17 protein-coding genes are annotated in these 16927 nt (G+C 41.3%); 1 reads left to right on the forward strand and 16 read right to left on the reverse strand.

Going from position 1 to position 16927, the window contains the following annotated elements; translation table 11 throughout:
* Positions 1-95: 95 nt before the first annotated feature.
* The 14 genes from BSM4216_RS09435 to BSM4216_RS09500 form a co-directional block, all read right to left on the reverse strand.
* On the reverse strand, positions 96-785 hold the full coding sequence (locus BSM4216_RS09435) for a DnaD domain-containing protein (protein WP_048623546.1): 690 nt from the start codon (positions 783-785) through the stop codon (positions 96-98).
* Positions 786-1101: 316 nt separating this feature from the next.
* Complete coding sequence (gene asnS / locus BSM4216_RS09440) at positions 1102-2394, reverse strand: asparagine--tRNA ligase (RefSeq protein WP_048623547.1); 1293 nt, start codon at positions 2392-2394, stop codon at positions 1102-1104.
* Positions 2395-2526: 132 nt separating this feature from the next.
* Positions 2527-3003, reverse strand: coding sequence for a cell wall elongation regulator TseB-like domain-containing protein (locus BSM4216_RS09445; protein WP_048623548.1), 477 nt, complete (start codon positions 3001-3003; stop codon positions 2527-2529).
* A 13-nt stretch (positions 3004-3016) separates the two neighbouring features.
* Positions 3017-3187 carry a YpmA family protein gene (locus BSM4216_RS16345; protein ID WP_003355111.1) on the reverse strand — a complete coding sequence of 57 codons (171 nt, stop codon included), beginning with the start codon at positions 3185-3187 and terminating at the stop codon, positions 3017-3019.
* 355 nt (positions 3188-3542) lie between these two features.
* Complete coding sequence (gene dinG, locus BSM4216_RS09455) at positions 3543-6350, reverse strand: ATP-dependent DNA helicase DinG (RefSeq protein ID WP_048623550.1); 2808 nt, start codon at positions 6348-6350, stop codon at positions 3543-3545.
* Positions 6351-6543: 193 nt separating this feature from the next.
* A complete protein-coding gene (panD, locus tag BSM4216_RS09460; RefSeq protein WP_003355113.1) occupies positions 6544-6927 on the reverse strand; it encodes an aspartate 1-decarboxylase in 384 nt (127 codons plus the stop codon).
* Positions 6928-6940: 13 nt separating this feature from the next.
* Positions 6941-7792: a pantoate--beta-alanine ligase gene (gene panC, locus BSM4216_RS09465; RefSeq protein WP_003355114.1), complete on the reverse strand. Its 852-nt coding sequence runs from the start codon at positions 7790-7792 to the stop codon at positions 6941-6943.
* Positions 7789-8628: a 3-methyl-2-oxobutanoate hydroxymethyltransferase gene (panB, locus tag BSM4216_RS09470; protein ID WP_048623551.1), complete on the reverse strand. Its 840-nt coding sequence runs from the start codon at positions 8626-8628 to the stop codon at positions 7789-7791. The genes panC and panB overlap by 4 nt, the downstream gene beginning before the upstream one ends.
* A gap of 264 nt (positions 8629-8892) precedes the next feature.
* A complete protein-coding gene (locus BSM4216_RS09475; RefSeq protein WP_048623552.1) occupies positions 8893-9864 on the reverse strand; it encodes a biotin--[acetyl-CoA-carboxylase] ligase in 972 nt (323 codons plus the stop codon).
* Entirely contained in the window at positions 9849-11039 is a 1191-nt protein-coding gene (locus BSM4216_RS09480) for a CCA tRNA nucleotidyltransferase (RefSeq protein ID WP_048623553.1), read from the reverse strand. The genes BSM4216_RS09475 and BSM4216_RS09480 overlap by 16 nt, the downstream gene beginning before the upstream one ends.
* Before the next feature lie 13 nt (positions 11040-11052).
* Positions 11053-12183: an N-acetyl-alpha-D-glucosaminyl L-malate synthase BshA gene (gene bshA, locus BSM4216_RS09485; RefSeq protein ID WP_048623554.1), complete on the reverse strand. Its 1131-nt coding sequence runs from the start codon at positions 12181-12183 to the stop codon at positions 11053-11055.
* 162 nt (positions 12184-12345) lie between these two features.
* The gene (gene mgsA, locus BSM4216_RS09490) at positions 12346-12750 is read right to left on the reverse strand and encodes a methylglyoxal synthase (RefSeq protein WP_048623555.1); all 405 of its coding nucleotides are present in this window, start codon (positions 12748-12750) and stop codon (positions 12346-12348) included.
* 12 nt (positions 12751-12762) lie between these two features.
* The gene (dapB, locus tag BSM4216_RS09495; RefSeq protein ID WP_048623556.1) at positions 12763-13563 is read right to left on the reverse strand and encodes a 4-hydroxy-tetrahydrodipicolinate reductase; all 801 of its coding nucleotides are present in this window, start codon (positions 13561-13563) and stop codon (positions 12763-12765) included.
* Entirely contained in the window at positions 13550-13903 is a 354-nt protein-coding gene (locus BSM4216_RS09500) for a nucleotide pyrophosphohydrolase (RefSeq protein ID WP_048623557.1), read from the reverse strand. Before BSM4216_RS09500 ends, dapB begins: the two co-directional genes overlap by 14 nt.
* Positions 13904-14160: 257 nt before the next feature.
* Here BSM4216_RS09500 and BSM4216_RS09505 point away from each other — a divergent pair, with 257 nt between their 5' ends.
* A complete protein-coding gene (locus BSM4216_RS09505; RefSeq protein WP_048623558.1) occupies positions 14161-15033 on the forward strand; it encodes a YitT family protein in 873 nt (290 codons plus the stop codon).
* 95 nt (positions 15034-15128) lie between these two features.
* Here the strand turns inward: BSM4216_RS09505 and BSM4216_RS09510 are convergent, their stop codons facing one another.
* Both BSM4216_RS09510 and ypjB read right to left on the reverse strand, forming a co-directional pair.
* On the reverse strand, positions 15129-15809 hold the full coding sequence (locus BSM4216_RS09510; RefSeq protein WP_048623559.1) for a zinc metallopeptidase: 681 nt from the start codon (positions 15807-15809) through the stop codon (positions 15129-15131).
* 246 nt (positions 15810-16055) lie between these two features.
* Complete coding sequence (gene ypjB / locus BSM4216_RS09515) at positions 16056-16847, reverse strand: sporulation protein YpjB (protein ID WP_082142303.1); 792 nt, start codon at positions 16845-16847, stop codon at positions 16056-16058.
* Positions 16848-16927 lie beyond the last annotated feature (80 nt).

A 16927-nucleotide genomic window follows, 5' to 3' on the forward strand; every position in this document is an offset into this window, starting at 1 on the left:
ATTGTACGGATGCCGAACAAAAATACTTTTACGGTCCTGTCCTTTACGCTCTCTTTTTAACCGTTTTGAAAATGGGCAATGATGAAAAAACATGTTTATTTCTCCAGCCAATTATAAAAAGGAACAGCTTTATGGGATTTTTTAGGTTGAGTGGTTTGTTGTTTTCCTTGTCGAAAACGCTGGCTGTATTCTCTTGCTTGATCGATGGATTGTATTCCTTGTTTTTTCCATTCAAACAAAATTCGATCAATATAGCGGAAATTCAATTTCCCTGATATGACCGCTTCTCGAAGAGCCGCTTTAATCATGACGGGAGTATGGCCGTCTTGATCGATCCAAATCGCAAGTGTTTCACACTCTAACGGCGAAAGGGGTCTGCCGAATTCCTGCTCAAAGCAAGAGTACAAATCTTGCTCATGATCCCATGTTTTTTGAAGCTCTTCTTTTCTTTTTTCCATCAATAGGACATCCAAAAATTTTTCCCAAAGCGGCTGCAAAGAATACCTTTCGTAGCCGGGCTTTTCTCCTTCTTCAATGGCAATATATTGCATTTGAACAAGTTTTCGCAGTATACGTGCGCATTCTGCTGCAGAAATGGTCATTGTATCCGAAATTTCTTCCGGCGTAGGAAAGTGGATTCCTTTTTCTATGAAACGGTTTAACTGCAAAAGCAACACCAATTCTGTTTCCGTCAAATTCAATCTCGTATAATGGGTAAGAAGCAACTTGGAAACATTCACCGTTCCTTCTTCCAACCAAAATTTCATCAGCTCTTTTTGATCCATTTCGGACACCTCAATCAATAGTATAGCATGGGGATAGCAGAAAGAGAATGTAAATCCCCCTAGCATGATGTCATAATGTAAAACGTTTTTCCATTCGATCGCTTTCTTCTCTTCATCCGCGTGCTGGCTATATATGTAGGTCTGCTCACCTGAAAATCACAAATGAAAAAACCACATCATCATAAAATGAAAATGTGGTTTCTCATCACAGTCAGCATTTCTAAAACTCCCATTTCTTCAATGGAAAATAAAGAAATGCTGACAGCCTTCTCTTTCATTCAGACTGATATTTTAAGATGGATGATCTTTTTGTTCATTAAGGATACAAACGATTCAGCAAGCGTGGGAACGGAATCGTTTCACGTACATGTTCCACTCCGCTAATCCACGCAACTGTTCTTTCCAATCCTAGACCGAACCCTGAATGAGGGACAGAACCGTATTTTCTCAAGTCCAAATACCATTGATAAGCATCAAGCGACAAGTGATATTCTTCGAGGCGTTTCTTTAACAGATCATAATCATGAATTCTTTCTGATCCGCCAATAATTTCACCGTATCCTTCCGGTGCGATTAAATCAGCGCACAGAACTACTTCGGGTCGGTTAGGGTCAGGCTGCATATAGAAAGGTTTTATTTTAGCCGGATAATGAGTGATAAAGACTGGTTTTTCAAAGTGCTCGGCAATAGCGGTTTCATGGGGTGCCCCAAAATCTTCTCCCCATTCAATGTCTTGAAATCCTTTTTCATGAAGAAGTTCTATCGCTTCATCGTATGTAATGCGTGGGAAAGGCGCTTGCACTTTTTCCAGTTTGCTCGTATCTCTTTCTAAACGTCCTAATTCCAATTGACAATTTTTCAGCACGGATTGAACGATATAGGATACATATTGTTCTTGCAATTTCAAACTGTCTTCATGCTCATAAAAGGCCATTTCCGGTTCAATCATCCAAAACTCAATAAGATGGCGGCGTGTTTTCGATTTTTCAGCCCGGAACGTAGGACCAAAAGAAAATACTTTTCCAAAAGCCATCGCGGCTGCTTCCATATAAAGTTGGCCGCTTTGAGACAGATAGGCGTCTTCGTCAAAATATTTTGTATGGAAAAGCTCCGTTGTTCCTTCCGGTGCACTTCCTGTCAAGATCGGCGGATCAATCTTCACAAAACCTTTCTGATTAAAAAATTCGTATGTAGCTCGAATAATCTCGTTACGGATTTTCATAACGGCATGTTGTTTCCGCGACCGGAGCCATAAATGGCGGTGATCCATTAAAAATTCTGTTCCATGTTCTTTAGGGGTGATCGGATAATCGACTGCCTCATGGATCACTTGAATGTCTTTCACTTGTAACTCATAACCAAATGGAGACCGGGCGTCTTCTCGAACAATTCCTGTTACGTAAAGCGACGTTTCCTGTGATAAAGATTTCGCTTTTTGAAAGACTTCTTCCTCCACTTCGTTTTTCACTACGACTCCTTGAATAAATCCCGTTCCATCACGCAATTGCAAAAAAGCAATCTTTCCGCTGGAACGTTTATTTGATAGCCAAGCACCAATGGTTACTTCTTGGCCAATATATTGACTCACTTCTGAAATTGTACTTTTCATGTATACATTCCCTCCAAGCAGTACCACAACGTTCAAATCCATTCGCTCTCTATTATACATTTCCCACTTCAGTCAATCAATGGTGCCTGACCCCCTTCACGCTTTAAAGCGTAAAGGGGGTCAGGCACCGCCTTAAATATTGGTCATTTTCTTCCACCATTTGCCGTTTTTGAAAAGGACATAGTAATAATTTAAGTCCCCTTCTTTATCCAAATAAGCCATTTCCCATACCGGTCCGACTTCTTCCATGCCGAGATGCACGGATAAAAGTTTTGCCGGTTTCTCATCTTGATATAGTTTATCTATCGCTTTTTGTTCGGAAATCCCATTCGAATATTTGTCATATAGGATTTTATCTTTTCGCTGTTTCGGAATCCAAGCTACCATTTTTTCATGCTTTTTATTTTCGCCGATCAGCACATAATACGTTTTCTTACTGTTGTATAAATAAAATTTATCCACAGTCGAAATGATTCCGTGGTCTTTGGCTACTTTCAACGCTTCTTCTTCCGCTTTTTGATAAGGCTTTTTAGCACTTGCATAAATATAGGTGGAAAAGGCTAAAACCACCACCGCTATAATTGCGATTATCATCATAACTTTTTTCATAGTATCACTTCATTCAGGTACGATATATTGTAAAAACAGCTTTTTTCGGATCGTTTGGATCCAACGCCAATCCGAACATTAAATCTTTTCGCTTTAATGTTCGATTCAAAGCATCGACAATTTTGTACAAATCGGGATGATAATTAATCATCACTGTCTGCAGAACCTCAATTTTGCTCTCCATTCGAAACCTCCAATACTTTTTTGCTTTTCGAAAGAAGTGGTCTCGAACCGAACGAAAGACACACTCTTCCAGCGACACCGCAAGCGATTGTTTATTCCGAATACCATTATAACAAGAATCTTGAAAAAATCAGCAGCCAATATTCATAAAAAATGTCGGCCATTGCACTTTGCATGGCGGCTCTTCGTTCAAGACCATGAAACGGCAATACTGCCCATCGTTCCATTTACCCTTCAAGGTGTTCACACGGAATTCTCTATTATCTATCCTCAACCGAATAAAAGAATCCTCCCGCGCACATTCCCCCCAATCCACCGAAGTTTTTCTCTTCAGCTTGACGCTCCAAAAGCCTTTTTTAAAGCCAATCTTCAATGACTTGAATGACTTCCGGCAAGGAAGCATGGAGAATGGGTACTTTCGGAATCGATTGTATAAACGCTTTTCCATATCGAGCCGTAGTGATTCTACGGTCAAATACGATAATGATTCCCCGATCTCGCTCTGTTCGAATCAACCTGCCAAACCCTTGTTTAAAACGAATGACCGCTTGCGGGAGAGAAGAATGGTAGAACGGATTTTTTCCTTCTGCTCTAAGTGCCTCTCCTTTTGCTTGAAAGAGCGGATCGTCCGGAGGAGTGAAAGGAAGCCGAACGAGAACCAAGCAAGAAAGATCTTCTCCCGGAATATCAACCCCTTCCCAAAAACTGCTAGTGCCAAAAAGAATCGCCTTTTCGAATTTTTGAAAGTGGCGAGTCAATCTCACTTTACTTCCATTCGTAATTCCCTGGGCAATTAAAACAAAATCTTCGAGGAGTCCGCTTTCCTTCATCAAAAGATACGTATTCTTCAACATATCATAGGATGTAAAAAGAACAAGCATCCTACCATTCGTAGCTTGCGCGACAGCACTTAAATAATCCGCCAATACTTCCACGTATTTCTCGCTTGTTACATCCTGAATTTCAGGAACATCATTAGGAATGATCAGCTTGCAATTTTTTTCATAATGAAACGGGGAAGGAAAGATGGCTTGTCGAAACCTTTTTTCCGGAATCCCTAGTTCCTCAGCGAAATGTTGGAATGAACGATTTACCGATAAAGTGGCGGATGTAAAAATGACGCTTTTTTTCCCATCGATAAATTGTTCCATCCGTATTCGATCTAAGCCGGCGGGACGGCACTTAATTTTCAAATGATTTTGCGGCATTCGGACATCGCCTTCCATCCAAATGACAGCCGGCTGCTTCGATCCTTCTATTATTACATTCTTGAGATCGTTCATCCACTTTTTCCAGCTTTCAAGCAAGTCATACAGCTTTTCGATCATCGCCGCTTCATCCAAAGTCAAGTCTGTTTCCAGCTTTTTGGCCAACATTAGTCTTTCTTGCAAACTATGATGAATCATTTTCATCAATTCATACAATCTTTCGGTTGAATAGAGTAATTCTTTCCAATATTTCATTTTTCGTTCTTGTTCGCCAACTCGAATCTGTACTTTATTCCAACTGTTAGGCTTCTTTTTCGCCAAGTGAAGGAAAAAGGCGGAAGCGGCATTCATCCATTCGTTCATTTCAAAAGCAATTTGGTGTAAATCATGATCGGTTTCAAAGAAATGAATCGTTGCCTCTTTTCCGTGCTTTTTCAGCAATTCTTCGCATTGAAAGAACAGTTGTTTTTGCTCCATCGTTCCGATCTGTTGATACATCCATTTCAATGCTCGCAAATCTATTTCAGTTCCCATCTGGTCTCCGAGTACATTCCCGAAATGATGGGCTTCATCTATAATGACTTGATTGTAATCAGAGATCAAATTTTGATCAGAAAACAAGTCTTTTGCCAATATGGCGTGGTTGGTCACGATAATATCGGCTTGTTGCGCCTGTTTTCTCGCATGCAAATAAAAATCTTTTTCCATCCAAGGGTTTTTGGAGCGGTTCAAAAATATATCTTCTTGCTTAATGCGAGCCCAATATAGTTCACCGCCGGAGGATAAATTCAATTCATTTTTGTCCCCGGTGGTCGTTTCCGTCAGCCAAACCAAAATCTGCATCTTAGTCAACGCTTCATCGTAATTGCTCGTTTCGTCGTTCAGGCTATTTTCAAATTGAAACAAGTCAATATAATGGCTGCGTCCTTTTAAAACGGCCGTTTGAACGGAAAATGGCAAAATCGCCTTCAATAGCACCAAATCCTTATTCATCAGCTGTTCTTGAAGCACCGTTGTGTACGTGCTAATCACAATCGGCACCTTATGCTGTTTACTGTAAAAAGCGGCAGGCAATAAATAAGCAAGCGATTTCCCGATCCCTGTTCCCGCTTCAATGAAAGCATGATTTGAAGAGTCCAGCGTTTCATAAACGCAATCCATCATTTCAAATTGAGCTTCTCTTATTTGAAACTGGGGGAATTCTTTCATATATTCTGCTTTTTCATTGGGAGAAGAGGGATACATCACGTCGTAGAGAAGGTCTTCTCTTTTTTGTATTTTTTTCTTTTTCAAGGCGATATTTCGATAGACTTCCAAATCTTCCGGCAAAGACTCGATCGATTGTTCTTTTTCATCCAGCACCGCTTGTATAACCGTGGAAATATCCGATTTTAAATGAGAAGAAAGCTGATGCAATTTTTTTAACGTGACATACGGCAATGACTTCAGCTTTTTCAACATCAAAAGTAAAATTTCCGCCGTCACATAAGCATCGCTGTCAGCTTGGTGAGGCCTTGAATGCAAAACTCCCAGTTCTTCCGCCATATCGGACAGCTTATAACTGTCTTGCGTGGGGTACAGAAATCTGGCCAACTCCACCGTGTCTACTGTCTGCCCGTTAAATAGCGGAAAGTTCGCTTTTTCCAATTCTGTTTGTAAAAACGTTAAATCAAAAGCGGTATTATGAGCAACAAAAATCGAATGATCCAAAAGCGGACGAATATTTTGAGCAGCCTCTGAAAACAGCGGTGCTTGTTTTACCAGATCCTCGTGAATTCCCGTCAATTCTTCAATAAAGGCGGGAATGGCCGTCTCCGGGTTGATAAAGGTTGTATATTGATCAATAATCTGCTCACGCTCAATAATCACCAGGGATGCTTGTATAATTCGATCCCCTTTTTTCGGAGAATTTCCCGTTGTCTCTAAATCAACTACTACAAATCGTTGTGGTAACATCTAAGAGCACACCTTTTTTCTAAAGTGAAACTTGCCAATCTTTTTTCAAGTTTACCATAAGAATTCCGATGATGTCAGTCATATGTCCGCAAAATAAAAAGGCCGGCCCCCTCCATCAAGAAATAGGATAGAATCAAAGATCTCCTATTCTAATGATTTTAAAAGGGGCCAACCCACTATTTCATGTCAAAAACTATAAAATAGTCGCTTCTTTTTCGCCGGTGATCAATTGAGCGATCCGGTTATTCTCATCCATAATAGCGATTTTCGGTGAATGTTCCTTGACTTTCTCTTCTGGAACTAAAACATAGGAAATAATAATGACCGTGTCCCCGGGCTGAACAAGTCTTGCCGCCGCCCCATTTAGGCAAATGACTCCGCTCCCTCTTTTACCCGGGATAACGTACGTTTCTAGTCTTGCACCATTATTATTGTTCACGACCTGCACTTTTTCATTAACAGCAATTCCAACTGCATCCAATATGTCTTCATCGATGGTAATGCTGCCGACATAATTTAAGTTGGCTTCTGTAACAGTGGCGCGGTGGATTTTGCTGTTCATTAATGTACGAAACATTTTTGTTTCCCCCTTAACGAGACAAATCTAGTATCACATTATCAATCAATCGTGCTGACGCAAATTGTACGGCTGTGGCAATGATCACTTTTCCTTTTATTCTCTCAAGCGGATCCAATTCAGGGAAAGAAAGGACTTCCACATAGTCGATTTCTCCGCCCGTGTTTTGGCGAATATGATCGGATACCAATCGGACGATTTCCGCAGGATCATCTACCCCATTCTCGACGGCTTTTTTTCCTTTCAGCAGCGCTTGATAAATTTCAGGAGCTTCCTTCCGTTCCTGTGCGGATAAATACGTGTTTCGGGAACTTTTAGCCAAACCGTCTTCTTCCCGAACCGTTTCTACGCCGATGATGTCGATCGGAAAGTTTAAATCCGCCACAAATCCTTGAACAATCGCAAATTGCTGTGCATCTTTCAATCCGAAATAAGCTCTGTCCGGCATTGTAATATGAAACAGTTTAGTGAGAACGGTAACGACGCCGTCAAAATGTCCTTTTCTAGTACGTCCGCACAAAACATCTTTTCGTTTTTTGACGTTCATTTGAACGATAGATTCTTCAGGGTACATTTCTTCCACAGACGGGTGAAAGAGAACATCAACGCCATTGTCTTCAGCCAGTTTTCGGTCACGGTCAAAATCGCGAGGATACCGCTCAAAATCTTCATTCGGGCCAAATTGAATAGGATTCACAAAAATGCTCATCACTGTCAGATCATTTTCTGCAGTCGCTTTTTTCACAAGCGATAAATGCCCTTCATGCAGATAGCCCATCGTTGGAACAAAACCAATGGTCTTCCCGTTTCGTTTTTGCTCGGAGAGGAATTCTTGGATGTCTTTTATTTTTGTAAAAACTTTCATGAGCGTTCTCCTCCATACAAATGACTAAGCTCTTCCTGCTTCATCGTAAAAGAATGATCTCGATCAGGAAATTCGCCTTTTTTTACTTCTTTTACATAATCTTTGATCCCTTTTCTCGCCGCTTCATTCAAATTTTCATACGGCTTTACAAATTTCGCTAATCGATCGACCCCATACTGTAGAACATCGTGGTAGACAAGAACCTGCCCGTCTGTTTCACTGCCGGCTCCGATCCCGATCGTCGGAATCGTCAGTTCTTTTGTCACCTCTTCTGCCAGCTGATAAGGAACACATTCCAATACGATCATAAAAGCGCCTGCCGCTTCAATTTGTTTCGCGTCTTTTATTAATTTTTTCGCTTGATCCGCCGTTTTTCCTTGAACTTTATAGCCGCCCAGTACTCCGACAGATTGAGGGGTCAGCCCAATATGCCCGACCACCGGTATACCTGCTTTCGTCAAGGCAGCAACGGATTCAGCTATTTCTTCTCCGCCTTCCACCTTAACGGCTTGTGCACCCGCTTCTTGCATAATTCGTCCTGCCGCTTTCAAAATTTCTTCACGGGAAAGATGCGCCGTTAAAAACGGAAGATCCGTCACGACAAAAGTATCTTTTGCTCCTCGTTTTACCGCTTTTGTATGGTGGATCATATCTTCGAGAGTAACCGGCACAGTCGAATCGTATCCCAGCACCACCATACCAAGAGAATCGCCGACGAGCAAAATGTCGGCTCCAGCCTCTTCCGCCAATTTGGCAGACGGATAATCATAGGCCGTAATCATCGCAATTTTTTCATGATTTTGCTTCATCTTCAAAAAATCAGCGGTCGTTTTCACGTTCCCATCCTCCTTTTTATTGGGAAGGGGACGAAACAGAAGACTTACTGCAAAATAAAAAGCCCTTCGACAGAAGGACTCGTTTTCCACTTATTTGTTTCGACCCTCTGTCCCTGTCACTATGGATCAAGGCAGACAAACATTTTATTGATTTACGCAAGGTGCAGTTCGCGTCTTGGATACTGCCCATTCAAATTATACCAAAAATACGCAACTCTTGCCTACCAAAACATTCTCGGCCAATCAGACGGTAAATATCACTCTTTAAATTTCGATATCTGCAGAATAGATGTTGTGTATCGTTCCGTTCGCATCCTGAAGCTGCAATACTCCTTCATCGGTGATGCCAAGAGCTTTTCCTGTTATCACTCCTGTAATCGTTCTCGCCTTTATATGTTTTCCGATGGATATGGCATATTGTTCCCACAACGCTTTAATGGGAGCAAACCCTTCGTTTAAATAGAGATCGTAATACTGTTCAAGCTTTTCTAAAATCCTTTGAATTAACTTCGGTCGGAAAACTTTTTCGCCTTTTTCTATGGCAAGACTGGTGGCAATGTTCTTTAACTCATCCGGGAATTGCAATTGATTGACATTCATGCCGATTCCGATAATGATCGCATAAATTTGGTCAGCGTTCGCTTGAAGTTCTGTTAAGATCCCCGTCATTTTTTTCCCGTTGATTAAAATATCATTAGGCCATTTGATTTTCGGCTGCAAACCGGTTATCTCTTCAATGGCTTCCACAATAGCAACAGCCGTCAGAAGGGTAAATTGCGGAGCTTGTTGGGGAGGCAGTGTTGGCTTCAAAATAATGCTCATCCAAATTCCTGATGATTTGGGCGAATACCATTCTCTTGTCATGCGTCCACGCCCGGCCGTTTGTTCTTCCGCGATCACAACTGTCCCCTCCGGACAACCTTCCTGAGAAAGGCGGTGAGCTTCTATTTGAGTAGAATCAACCGTTTCCTTATGGACAATCTTTCTGCCCATAAATCTTGTCTTGAGCCCAAGAAGAATTTCATTGGCTGTCACTTTGTCAGGCATGCTGATGATGCGGTAACCCTTTTTGCGAACGGCTTCCAATTCAAATCCTTCTTTTCGAAGTTCTTCCATATGTTTCCATACCGCAGTTCTTGAACACCCAATGATGTCAGCAAGTTCTTGGCCGGAAAGAAATTCACCTTCGGCTTTCGAAAATGCTTCTAACAGCTTCGTTCTTACAACCGATTGCACCTCTTCAGCCACTCCTTTATTTTTTCTTTCTCATTTTTCGTTTTTTGATCTAAAACGGCTTTCTCGATCTCTTCCAGACAGGCTCTCAGCCATGGTCCCGGCTTCTTTTGAAACCACATGCATAAGTCATGACCGTTTACGCTTAATTCTTTTCGATGTTTGATAGGAAGATTCTCATAAAGAGTCTGAATCTGTTCCGTCATATCTTCATCTTGGTAAAGGACAGAATGAACTTTTTCAACATCGACGGCAACGGAAAGTCCCGCATCGTATACATCCCACTGCGTCCATGGTGTTTCTCGCCTTTTTTTCATCCAAGTCAACCCGCTTAACAAATATTTTATCGTTTTGGAAGGGAGTTTCCATGCTTTCAAAAACTCGACAGGTTTATCCCCGGAAACCAAAACAGCAATTAAAAGCCACATTTGCTGTAGCGTTAAAGAAGTGCAGTCGATGGTCAACATCTTTTCCAGCTCTTTTTCGTTTGATTCAAGACCAGGCAAGTAAATATACAATCCCGTTTCCAGTAATAACTTCAAACCTTTTTTTCGGAAGCGCCCCGAAATAAGTTTTTCAAACTCATTTTGTTTTCTTTCCACCGCAATATGCTGCATTAAACCAGCATTGCGGCATATGGCCGTAAATACGCCGTCTTCCAAATCAAACCCAAGCTGGCTGGCAAATCGGGCCGCTCTCATCATCCTAAGAGCATCTTCTGAAAATCGTTCTTCCGCCTTACCCACAGTGACGATCTGACGGTGTCGGATTGCTTCCTTTCCATTAAAAGGATCCACTACTCTCCCAGTGCGGTCCATCGCCATAGCATTCATCGTAAAGTCTCTTCTCTTTAAATCTTCGTATAAAGACCGTATAAAAACGACTTTTTCCGGCCGGCGAAAATCTTTGTAGTCCGATTCTGCCCGGAAGGTTGTCACTTCATATCCTTCGCCATTGTGAAGGACTAAAACAGTCCCATGTTCAATTCCCACGTCCACTGTATTTGGAAAAATTTCTTTCACTTCTTCAGGCAAAGCAGATGTGGCAATATCAATATCGCTGATCGACCTTCCTAAATAATAGTCGCGGACGCATCCCCCGACAAAATAGGCTTCATAGCCAGCCTGCTCCAATCTTTCCAACAAAGGAACAGCCTTTTGAAAAAGTGTGTCATTCATTTTTTTCACCTGCCTAGTCTTGTTGAAGCAAACTCAAATAGATGGATTCATAACGGTTGACAATTTTCTGTGAATAAAATTTTTGTTTGACCGTTAAAACCGACCTTTCAGAAAATTGCCTATGAATTTCGCTGTTTTCCAAAAGGTACAGAGACTTTTGGACGATATCCGCAAGATCTCCCGGCTCACAAATAAACCCGTTCACGCCGTTTTGAATCACTTCCGGAATTCCGCCGACATTGGTTCCGATGCAAGGAACTCCGCACGCCATTGCCTCCAACAACGCCAGCCCGAAACTTTCTTTTTGAGAAAGCAAAAGCATTAAATCACTGATAGAGTATAGTTCTTCTAAATTATCTTGTTTTCCTAAAAAGAGGACTCCCTCATCCAAACCTAAATCGCTGACTAATTTACTCACGACCGTCATTTCCGGTCCGTCTCCGACAAGAAGAAGTTTCGCAGGCATCTTCTCAAAAATGCGGGCAAATACCTTAACAACATCCGGCACCCGTTTGATGGATCGAAAATTGGAAACATGGATAATCACTTTTTCATCAGAGCGAATTCCGTACTCTTCCTTCAGATGGCTGGATGAAATCTTTTTAAAAATTCTTTCGTCGATAAAATTATAAATGGGAATGATCTCCTTTTCCGGCTGGATCAATTGATATGTTTCCTGAACAAGTGCATTGGAAACCGCTGTGACAGCATCAGAACGTTCGATGCCAAAACGGATAGCATCGGTTAAAGAAGGGTCATAGCCTAAAACAGTAATATCCGTACCATGCAATGTAGTGACGATTTTACTGTTTGATCCGGCCATTTGCTTCCCTAGTATGGCACAAACCGCATGAGGGATGGCATAGTGAACGTGAAGAATATCCAATTTTTCTCTCCGCATGACTTCGGCCATTTTATTGGATAATGCGATATCATATGGCGGATATTGAAAAACGGAATACTGGCTCACTTCCACTTGATGAAAATAAATATTATGATACATTCGGTTCAGACGGAAAGGGACACTCGAAGTAATAAAATGAATTTCATGCCCTTTTTCTGCCAATAGTTTACCGAGTTCTGTCGCCACAACTCCTGAACCGCCAACTGTTGGATAACAAGTGATTCCAATTTTCAACCTCATTTCTTGCCCCCTTCCTTTTTCGCGAAATGGCCGCCGATTTCCATCATCGATCGGCGGCTAGGCGATTGTATTGGTTTCATCCTAATGAAAAAAACCCTTTTTTCTTGTCCTTCTAGTTGGATGGAAGAAGAAAGGACGACACTCGCAACGGCGTTTTTCCTATCAATGCTTGTTTCTATATAAATTGCGCCAATCGATGTCTCCTTTTTCAAGACCTCTAATCAAAACTTCGCCTGTTCCCATATTGGTCGCCAGCGGTACGGAATAAACATCACAAAGCCTGATCAATGCAGAAACATCAGGTTCATGAGGCTGGGCCGTTAAAGGATCCCGGAAGAAAAAAACTAAATCCATTTGATTCTTGGCAATCATCGCTCCAATTTCTTGATCCCCTCCAAGAGGACCTGATTGAAAACGATGAACTTTAAGCCCCGTTGACTCTTGAATTCTTAAGCCTGTCGTGCCGGTGGCGTACAAAGTATGTTTTGCAAACGTATCACGATAAGCCAGGACGAATTTGACCATATCGTCCTTTTTCTTATCGTGAGCGATCAATGCGATATTCATCTCACATTGCCCCTATTCCAAAATATTTTCAAGCCCATAGACAAAATCATTTAATTTCGTAACGGTTTCGACGCTTACTTTTACTCCTGACATAAAGGAAGCACGATTGTAGGAATCATGGCGAATCGTCAGTGTTTGTCCTTCCGACCCAAACATAACTTGCTGATGCGCAATCAAGCCCGGAAGACGTACGCTGTGAATATGCATGCCATCGATATTGGCACCTCTTGCCCCTGAAATGGTTTCTTTTTCATTTGGATGCCCTTGCTGTTTTTGCTCCCTGACAGTTGAAATCATTTGAGCGGTTTTCACAGCTGTTCCTGAAGGCGCGTCCAATTTCTGATCATGGTGAAGTTCAATAATTTCAACATCTGAGAAATATTTGGCAGCCATTTGTGAAAATTTCATCATAAGTACAGCACCTATGGCAAAGTTAGGTGCAATAATGCAGCCAATTTGCTTCGAATTGGCAAGTTCTTTTAACTCTTCCAGCTGTTCTTCTGTAAATCCAGTTGTTCCGACAACCGGACGCACTCCATATTCAAGCGCCTTTTTGGTATGTAGGAATCCGGCTTCCGGAACCGTTAGATCAATCCATACATCAGCTTTTGTTTTTTGCAAGCATTCATCTACATCGTTGTATACCGGTACATCGATTCCTTGAAAACCTTCTAATTCACTTAGCAGAATGCCATTATATTTATGATCCAAGACAGCTTCCAGTTCAAAATGATCCGTGCGTTGAATAAGCTGAACGGCTTCACTTCCCATTCTTCCTCTCGGACCCGCTACAATGATTTTAATGGTTTCCATTATCCGCATCCTCCTCTGCTTTGATTTTTGTCCAACGGTCTTTATCTCTCGTTTGAAATTTATTCATCACAACATCATGCGCGTGTTCCAAATCAATATGTAAAGAATTCGCCAAACAAACAAGAACGAATAATAAATCACCCAGTTCTTCTTCCACTGTCTTTGCTTGTTCACTTGGCTTTTTAGGTTTCTCTCCGTAATAATGATTGATTTCTCTGGCCAGTTCACCAAGCTCTTCTGTTAATCGAGCAAGCATGGCTAAAGGACTGAAATAGCCTTCTTTAAACTGGCTAATATATTGGTCCACTTCTTCCTGAATTTGGGCCATCGTTTTCCTCATTTTTTACCGCCTCACTTTCTCCTTCCATGTTAGCTAATTCCTATTCTATTTACAATCTATTTCTATCTCCCAATACGTCATTGAATGAAATCGCTTAAGAGGTGATACAGGATAAAATTGCTTGTTTCTTTCGCTTTCTATATAATAGTTTCGATGTCTGCACTGCCTTTTCCATCGTTCTAATATTCGTCTTGGCAATATGGATTGAATCTTTTTTCTGACACTATACGTTACCATCATGTTAAGGAGGTTCCATGATGATTTTGGGGCTGAAAATAAAAAATATTTTATTCATTTGTATAGGAGCCGCCATCTATGCTTTTGGCTTAGTGCATTTCAATATGGAGAACAACTTGGCAGAAGGCGGCTTTACCGGGATTACGCTGATTTTATACAATTTGTTCGGCATTGATCCTTCCTATACAAACTTATTCTTAAACATACCTGTTTTCATCATCGGATGGAAACTTTTGGGAGGAAAAACATTCCGATACACGATTATCGGTACACTCGCCCTTTCCTTATTTTTATGGATCTTCCAACGCTTTCAGTTAAATATCCCTCTTCATCACGATCTTCTTTTAGCCGCTCTGTTTGCGGGCGTGTTTATTGGGATCGGGCTTGGCATCATCTTTCGATATGGCGGAACGACAGGCGGAGTCGACATTATTGCGCGGCTTGTCAATAAATACACCCATATCTCCATGGGAAAAACCATGTTTGTTTTTGACGCATGCGTGATCATCGCCTCTTTGTTGACATATATCAATTACAGGGAAGCGATGTATACCCTCGTGGCCGTTTTTGTCAGCGCTAGAGTGATCGATTTTATGCAAGAAGGTGCGTATACAGCAAGAGGCGCATTCATTATTTCTGAAAAAAACGAAGAAATTGCGCATAAGATTTTGGAAGAAATGGACAGAGGAGTCACCGTGTTCAAGGGGCATGGATTTTTTACAAAGAAAGACAGAAACGTACTATATTGCGTTGTAGCCAAAAATGAAATTATCCGCTTACGAAATATTATCACATCCGTCGATCCACATGCATTTGTTTCTGTCGTGGAAGTTCATGAAGTTCTTGGGGAAGGATTTACGCTTGATGAAAATAAAAAGCCGCTTGAAGAATGAAGCACTCACCAACTGAATAGAACGGTAAACGAAAAAAGATCAGACTCTCGATCCAAAACGTCGAAAGTCTGATCTTTTTAAATCCTCATTCATTTTTAATTATCTTCGTTATTTTGCATTCCGACAAATACAAGAATCAAACGAATTAGTTCCAAAATGGCAACCGCTGTGGCAGCCACGTACGTCATTGCAGCCGCTCCAAGCACTTTACGAGCTTCTCTTTTTTCATCATTGCGGATAATGCCTATAGAGACTAACTGTTTCAACGCCCGCGATGACGCATTAAATTCCACCGGCAGCGTAACGACTTGAAAAAGTACTCCGGCCGACATCAAAATAATACCGAGCAGAAACAATTTCGTCAGGGTGGTTAACCCCCCAATGATAATGAAGATCCAAGATAAACTGGAACTAAAATTAGCAATGGGAACAAGCGCATGGCGAAAACGTAAAAAGGAATATCCGACTTTGTCTTGAATGGCGTGGCCGACTTCGTGCGCCGCAACAGATGCGCCGGCAATCGAATTGCCCCAATAGTTATTTGGTGATAAATGAACTGTTTTCGTTATCGGATTATAGTGGTCACTTAAAAAGCCTTCCGTTTCCAGTACTTTTACGTGATACAAGCCATTTTCATCCAAAATTCGACGAGCCACTTCAGCTCCCGTCATCCCTGTAGAATAGGGGACGTCGGAATACTTATCATACGTTCTTTTTACCCTAAATTGTGCCCAAATGGGTATTAACGCAATCAGGATAAAATAGAGAATATACATGTTAAGTTGATAACCTCCATTTAAGTTCTGATTTGATTCTAACTATAAAATCTTTTCATTTTCCATCATTCAGCCAAAACGATCTAAGTCAATATCGGAAAGTGTTAGCGAGAAGTGACCATTTTGCCTTCACCTCTTACGACCAACCCGTTTTCGAGTCCATTCTTCAGAGATTCAATGAGGACTCTACACGATCTTCGGTCGCATTGTATTTGCATTTATTTTAGTATTAAAATAAATGTATTGTCAATCTTTCTGCTTGCGAGGCTTTTTTTCTTCTTTTTCCCCTTTGTATTTTCTCCATCCCACATAGGATAATGTACCGATAATAATACTTCCGGTTGAAATAATGACCCACCATAACGACGGATCCGCTTCGTCTTCTTCCGTTCTGTCAAACAATTTTTGTAAATCCGATTGAAGATCATTTAATTGGGATACGGCCTCTTTCTTCTTTAAATTGTCAACACTGTATTGATCGATATATTGAATTTTCGCATCCAATTTTTGAACTTCTTCCACCGGTATATCCACTCTTAAACTCGGTTCAATAATACTATACTTTTCTAAAAATTGGTTGACCGTTTGACGGTAGACTTCTTTGTTGCCAATCTTGGCCGCCTCCTTCACATGTTGAAAAGCCGTCAAAACCGGTTCTTTCATTTCCGACCATAAGGGCTGATATCGAGACGTCAACGCATCCACTACTAAACGAAAGGTTGTGACTTCATCTACTCTTTGTTCGTGATTCATCGATGTACTATTTAAGGCTCTTAACGCCTGATGATGTGCCACTGTTAAAATCCGAATATCATCCATGGTGAATGTTTGATGAAGAATGGCTGATTTCGTTAACTTTTCCGAAAAATCATTCAAGAGCTGCTTTGCTTCGGCGTAATGATAGCTTTTCGTCATCTGTAAAGCTTCTTCAACCGTCGAATCCAGCTTCTGCATCGGCGACGATTCTTCCGCCGCCAAAACAGCGTCGACGAATCCAAAAGTAATCATGATCGTCAGGAGTATTCTAATCAAGAGCATTCCAGTCCCCCCTAATGCTACTAATTCAGTGTATGTGAAGAGGGACAAGAGTAGAACTCTTCCTTAAAGCGACAACCGTT

The sequence above is a fragment of the Bacillus smithii genome, from assembly GCF_001050115.1.
Lineage (GTDB): Bacteria > Bacillota > Bacilli > Bacillales > DSM-4216 > Bacillus_O > Bacillus_O smithii.

Excerpts from the sequence above, each read along its gene's own strand:
- BSM4216_RS09435 (WP_048623546.1), bottom strand. The coding sequence starts at position 785 with ATGGATCAAAAAGAGCTGATGAAATTTTGGTTGGAAGAAGGAACGGTG.
- asnS (WP_048623547.1), bottom strand. The coding sequence starts at position 2,394 with ATGAAAAGTACAATTTCAGAAGTGAGTCAATATATTGGCCAAGAAGTA.
- BSM4216_RS09445 (WP_048623548.1), bottom strand. The coding sequence starts at position 3,003 with ATGAAAAAAGTTATGATGATAATCGCAATTATAGCGGTGGTGGTTTTA.
- BSM4216_RS16345 (WP_003355111.1), bottom strand. The coding sequence starts at position 3,187 with ATGGAGAGCAAAATTGAGGTTCTGCAGACAGTGATGATTAATTATCAT.
- dinG (WP_048623550.1), bottom strand. The coding sequence starts at position 6,350 with ATGTTACCACAACGATTTGTAGTAGTTGATTTAGAGACAACGGGAAAT.
- panD (WP_003355113.1), bottom strand. The coding sequence starts at position 6,927 with ATGTTTCGTACATTAATGAACAGCAAAATCCACCGCGCCACTGTTACA.
- panC (WP_003355114.1), bottom strand. The coding sequence starts at position 7,792 with ATGAAAGTTTTTACAAAAATAAAAGACATCCAAGAATTCCTCTCCGAG.
- BSM4216_RS09480 (WP_048623553.1), bottom strand. The coding sequence starts at position 11,039 with ATGAATGACACACTTTTTCAAAAGGCTGTTCCTTTGTTGGAAAGATTG.
- bshA (WP_048623554.1), bottom strand. The coding sequence starts at position 12,183 with ATGAGGTTGAAAATTGGAATCACTTGTTATCCAACAGTTGGCGGTTCA.
- mgsA (WP_048623555.1), bottom strand. The coding sequence starts at position 12,750 with ATGAATATCGCATTGATCGCTCACGATAAGAAAAAGGACGATATGGTC.
- dapB (WP_048623556.1), bottom strand. The coding sequence starts at position 13,563 with ATGGAAACCATTAAAATCATTGTAGCGGGTCCGAGAGGAAGAATGGGA.
- BSM4216_RS09500 (WP_048623557.1), bottom strand. The coding sequence starts at position 13,903 with ATGAGGAAAACGATGGCCCAAATTCAGGAAGAAGTGGACCAATATATT.
- BSM4216_RS09505 (WP_048623558.1), top strand. The coding sequence starts at position 14,161 with ATGATTTTGGGGCTGAAAATAAAAAATATTTTATTCATTTGTATAGGA.
- BSM4216_RS09510 (WP_048623559.1), bottom strand. The coding sequence starts at position 15,809 with ATGTATATTCTCTATTTTATCCTGATTGCGTTAATACCCATTTGGGCA.
- ypjB (WP_082142303.1), bottom strand. The coding sequence starts at position 16,847 with ATGCTCTTGATTAGAATACTCCTGACGATCATGATTACTTTTGGATTC.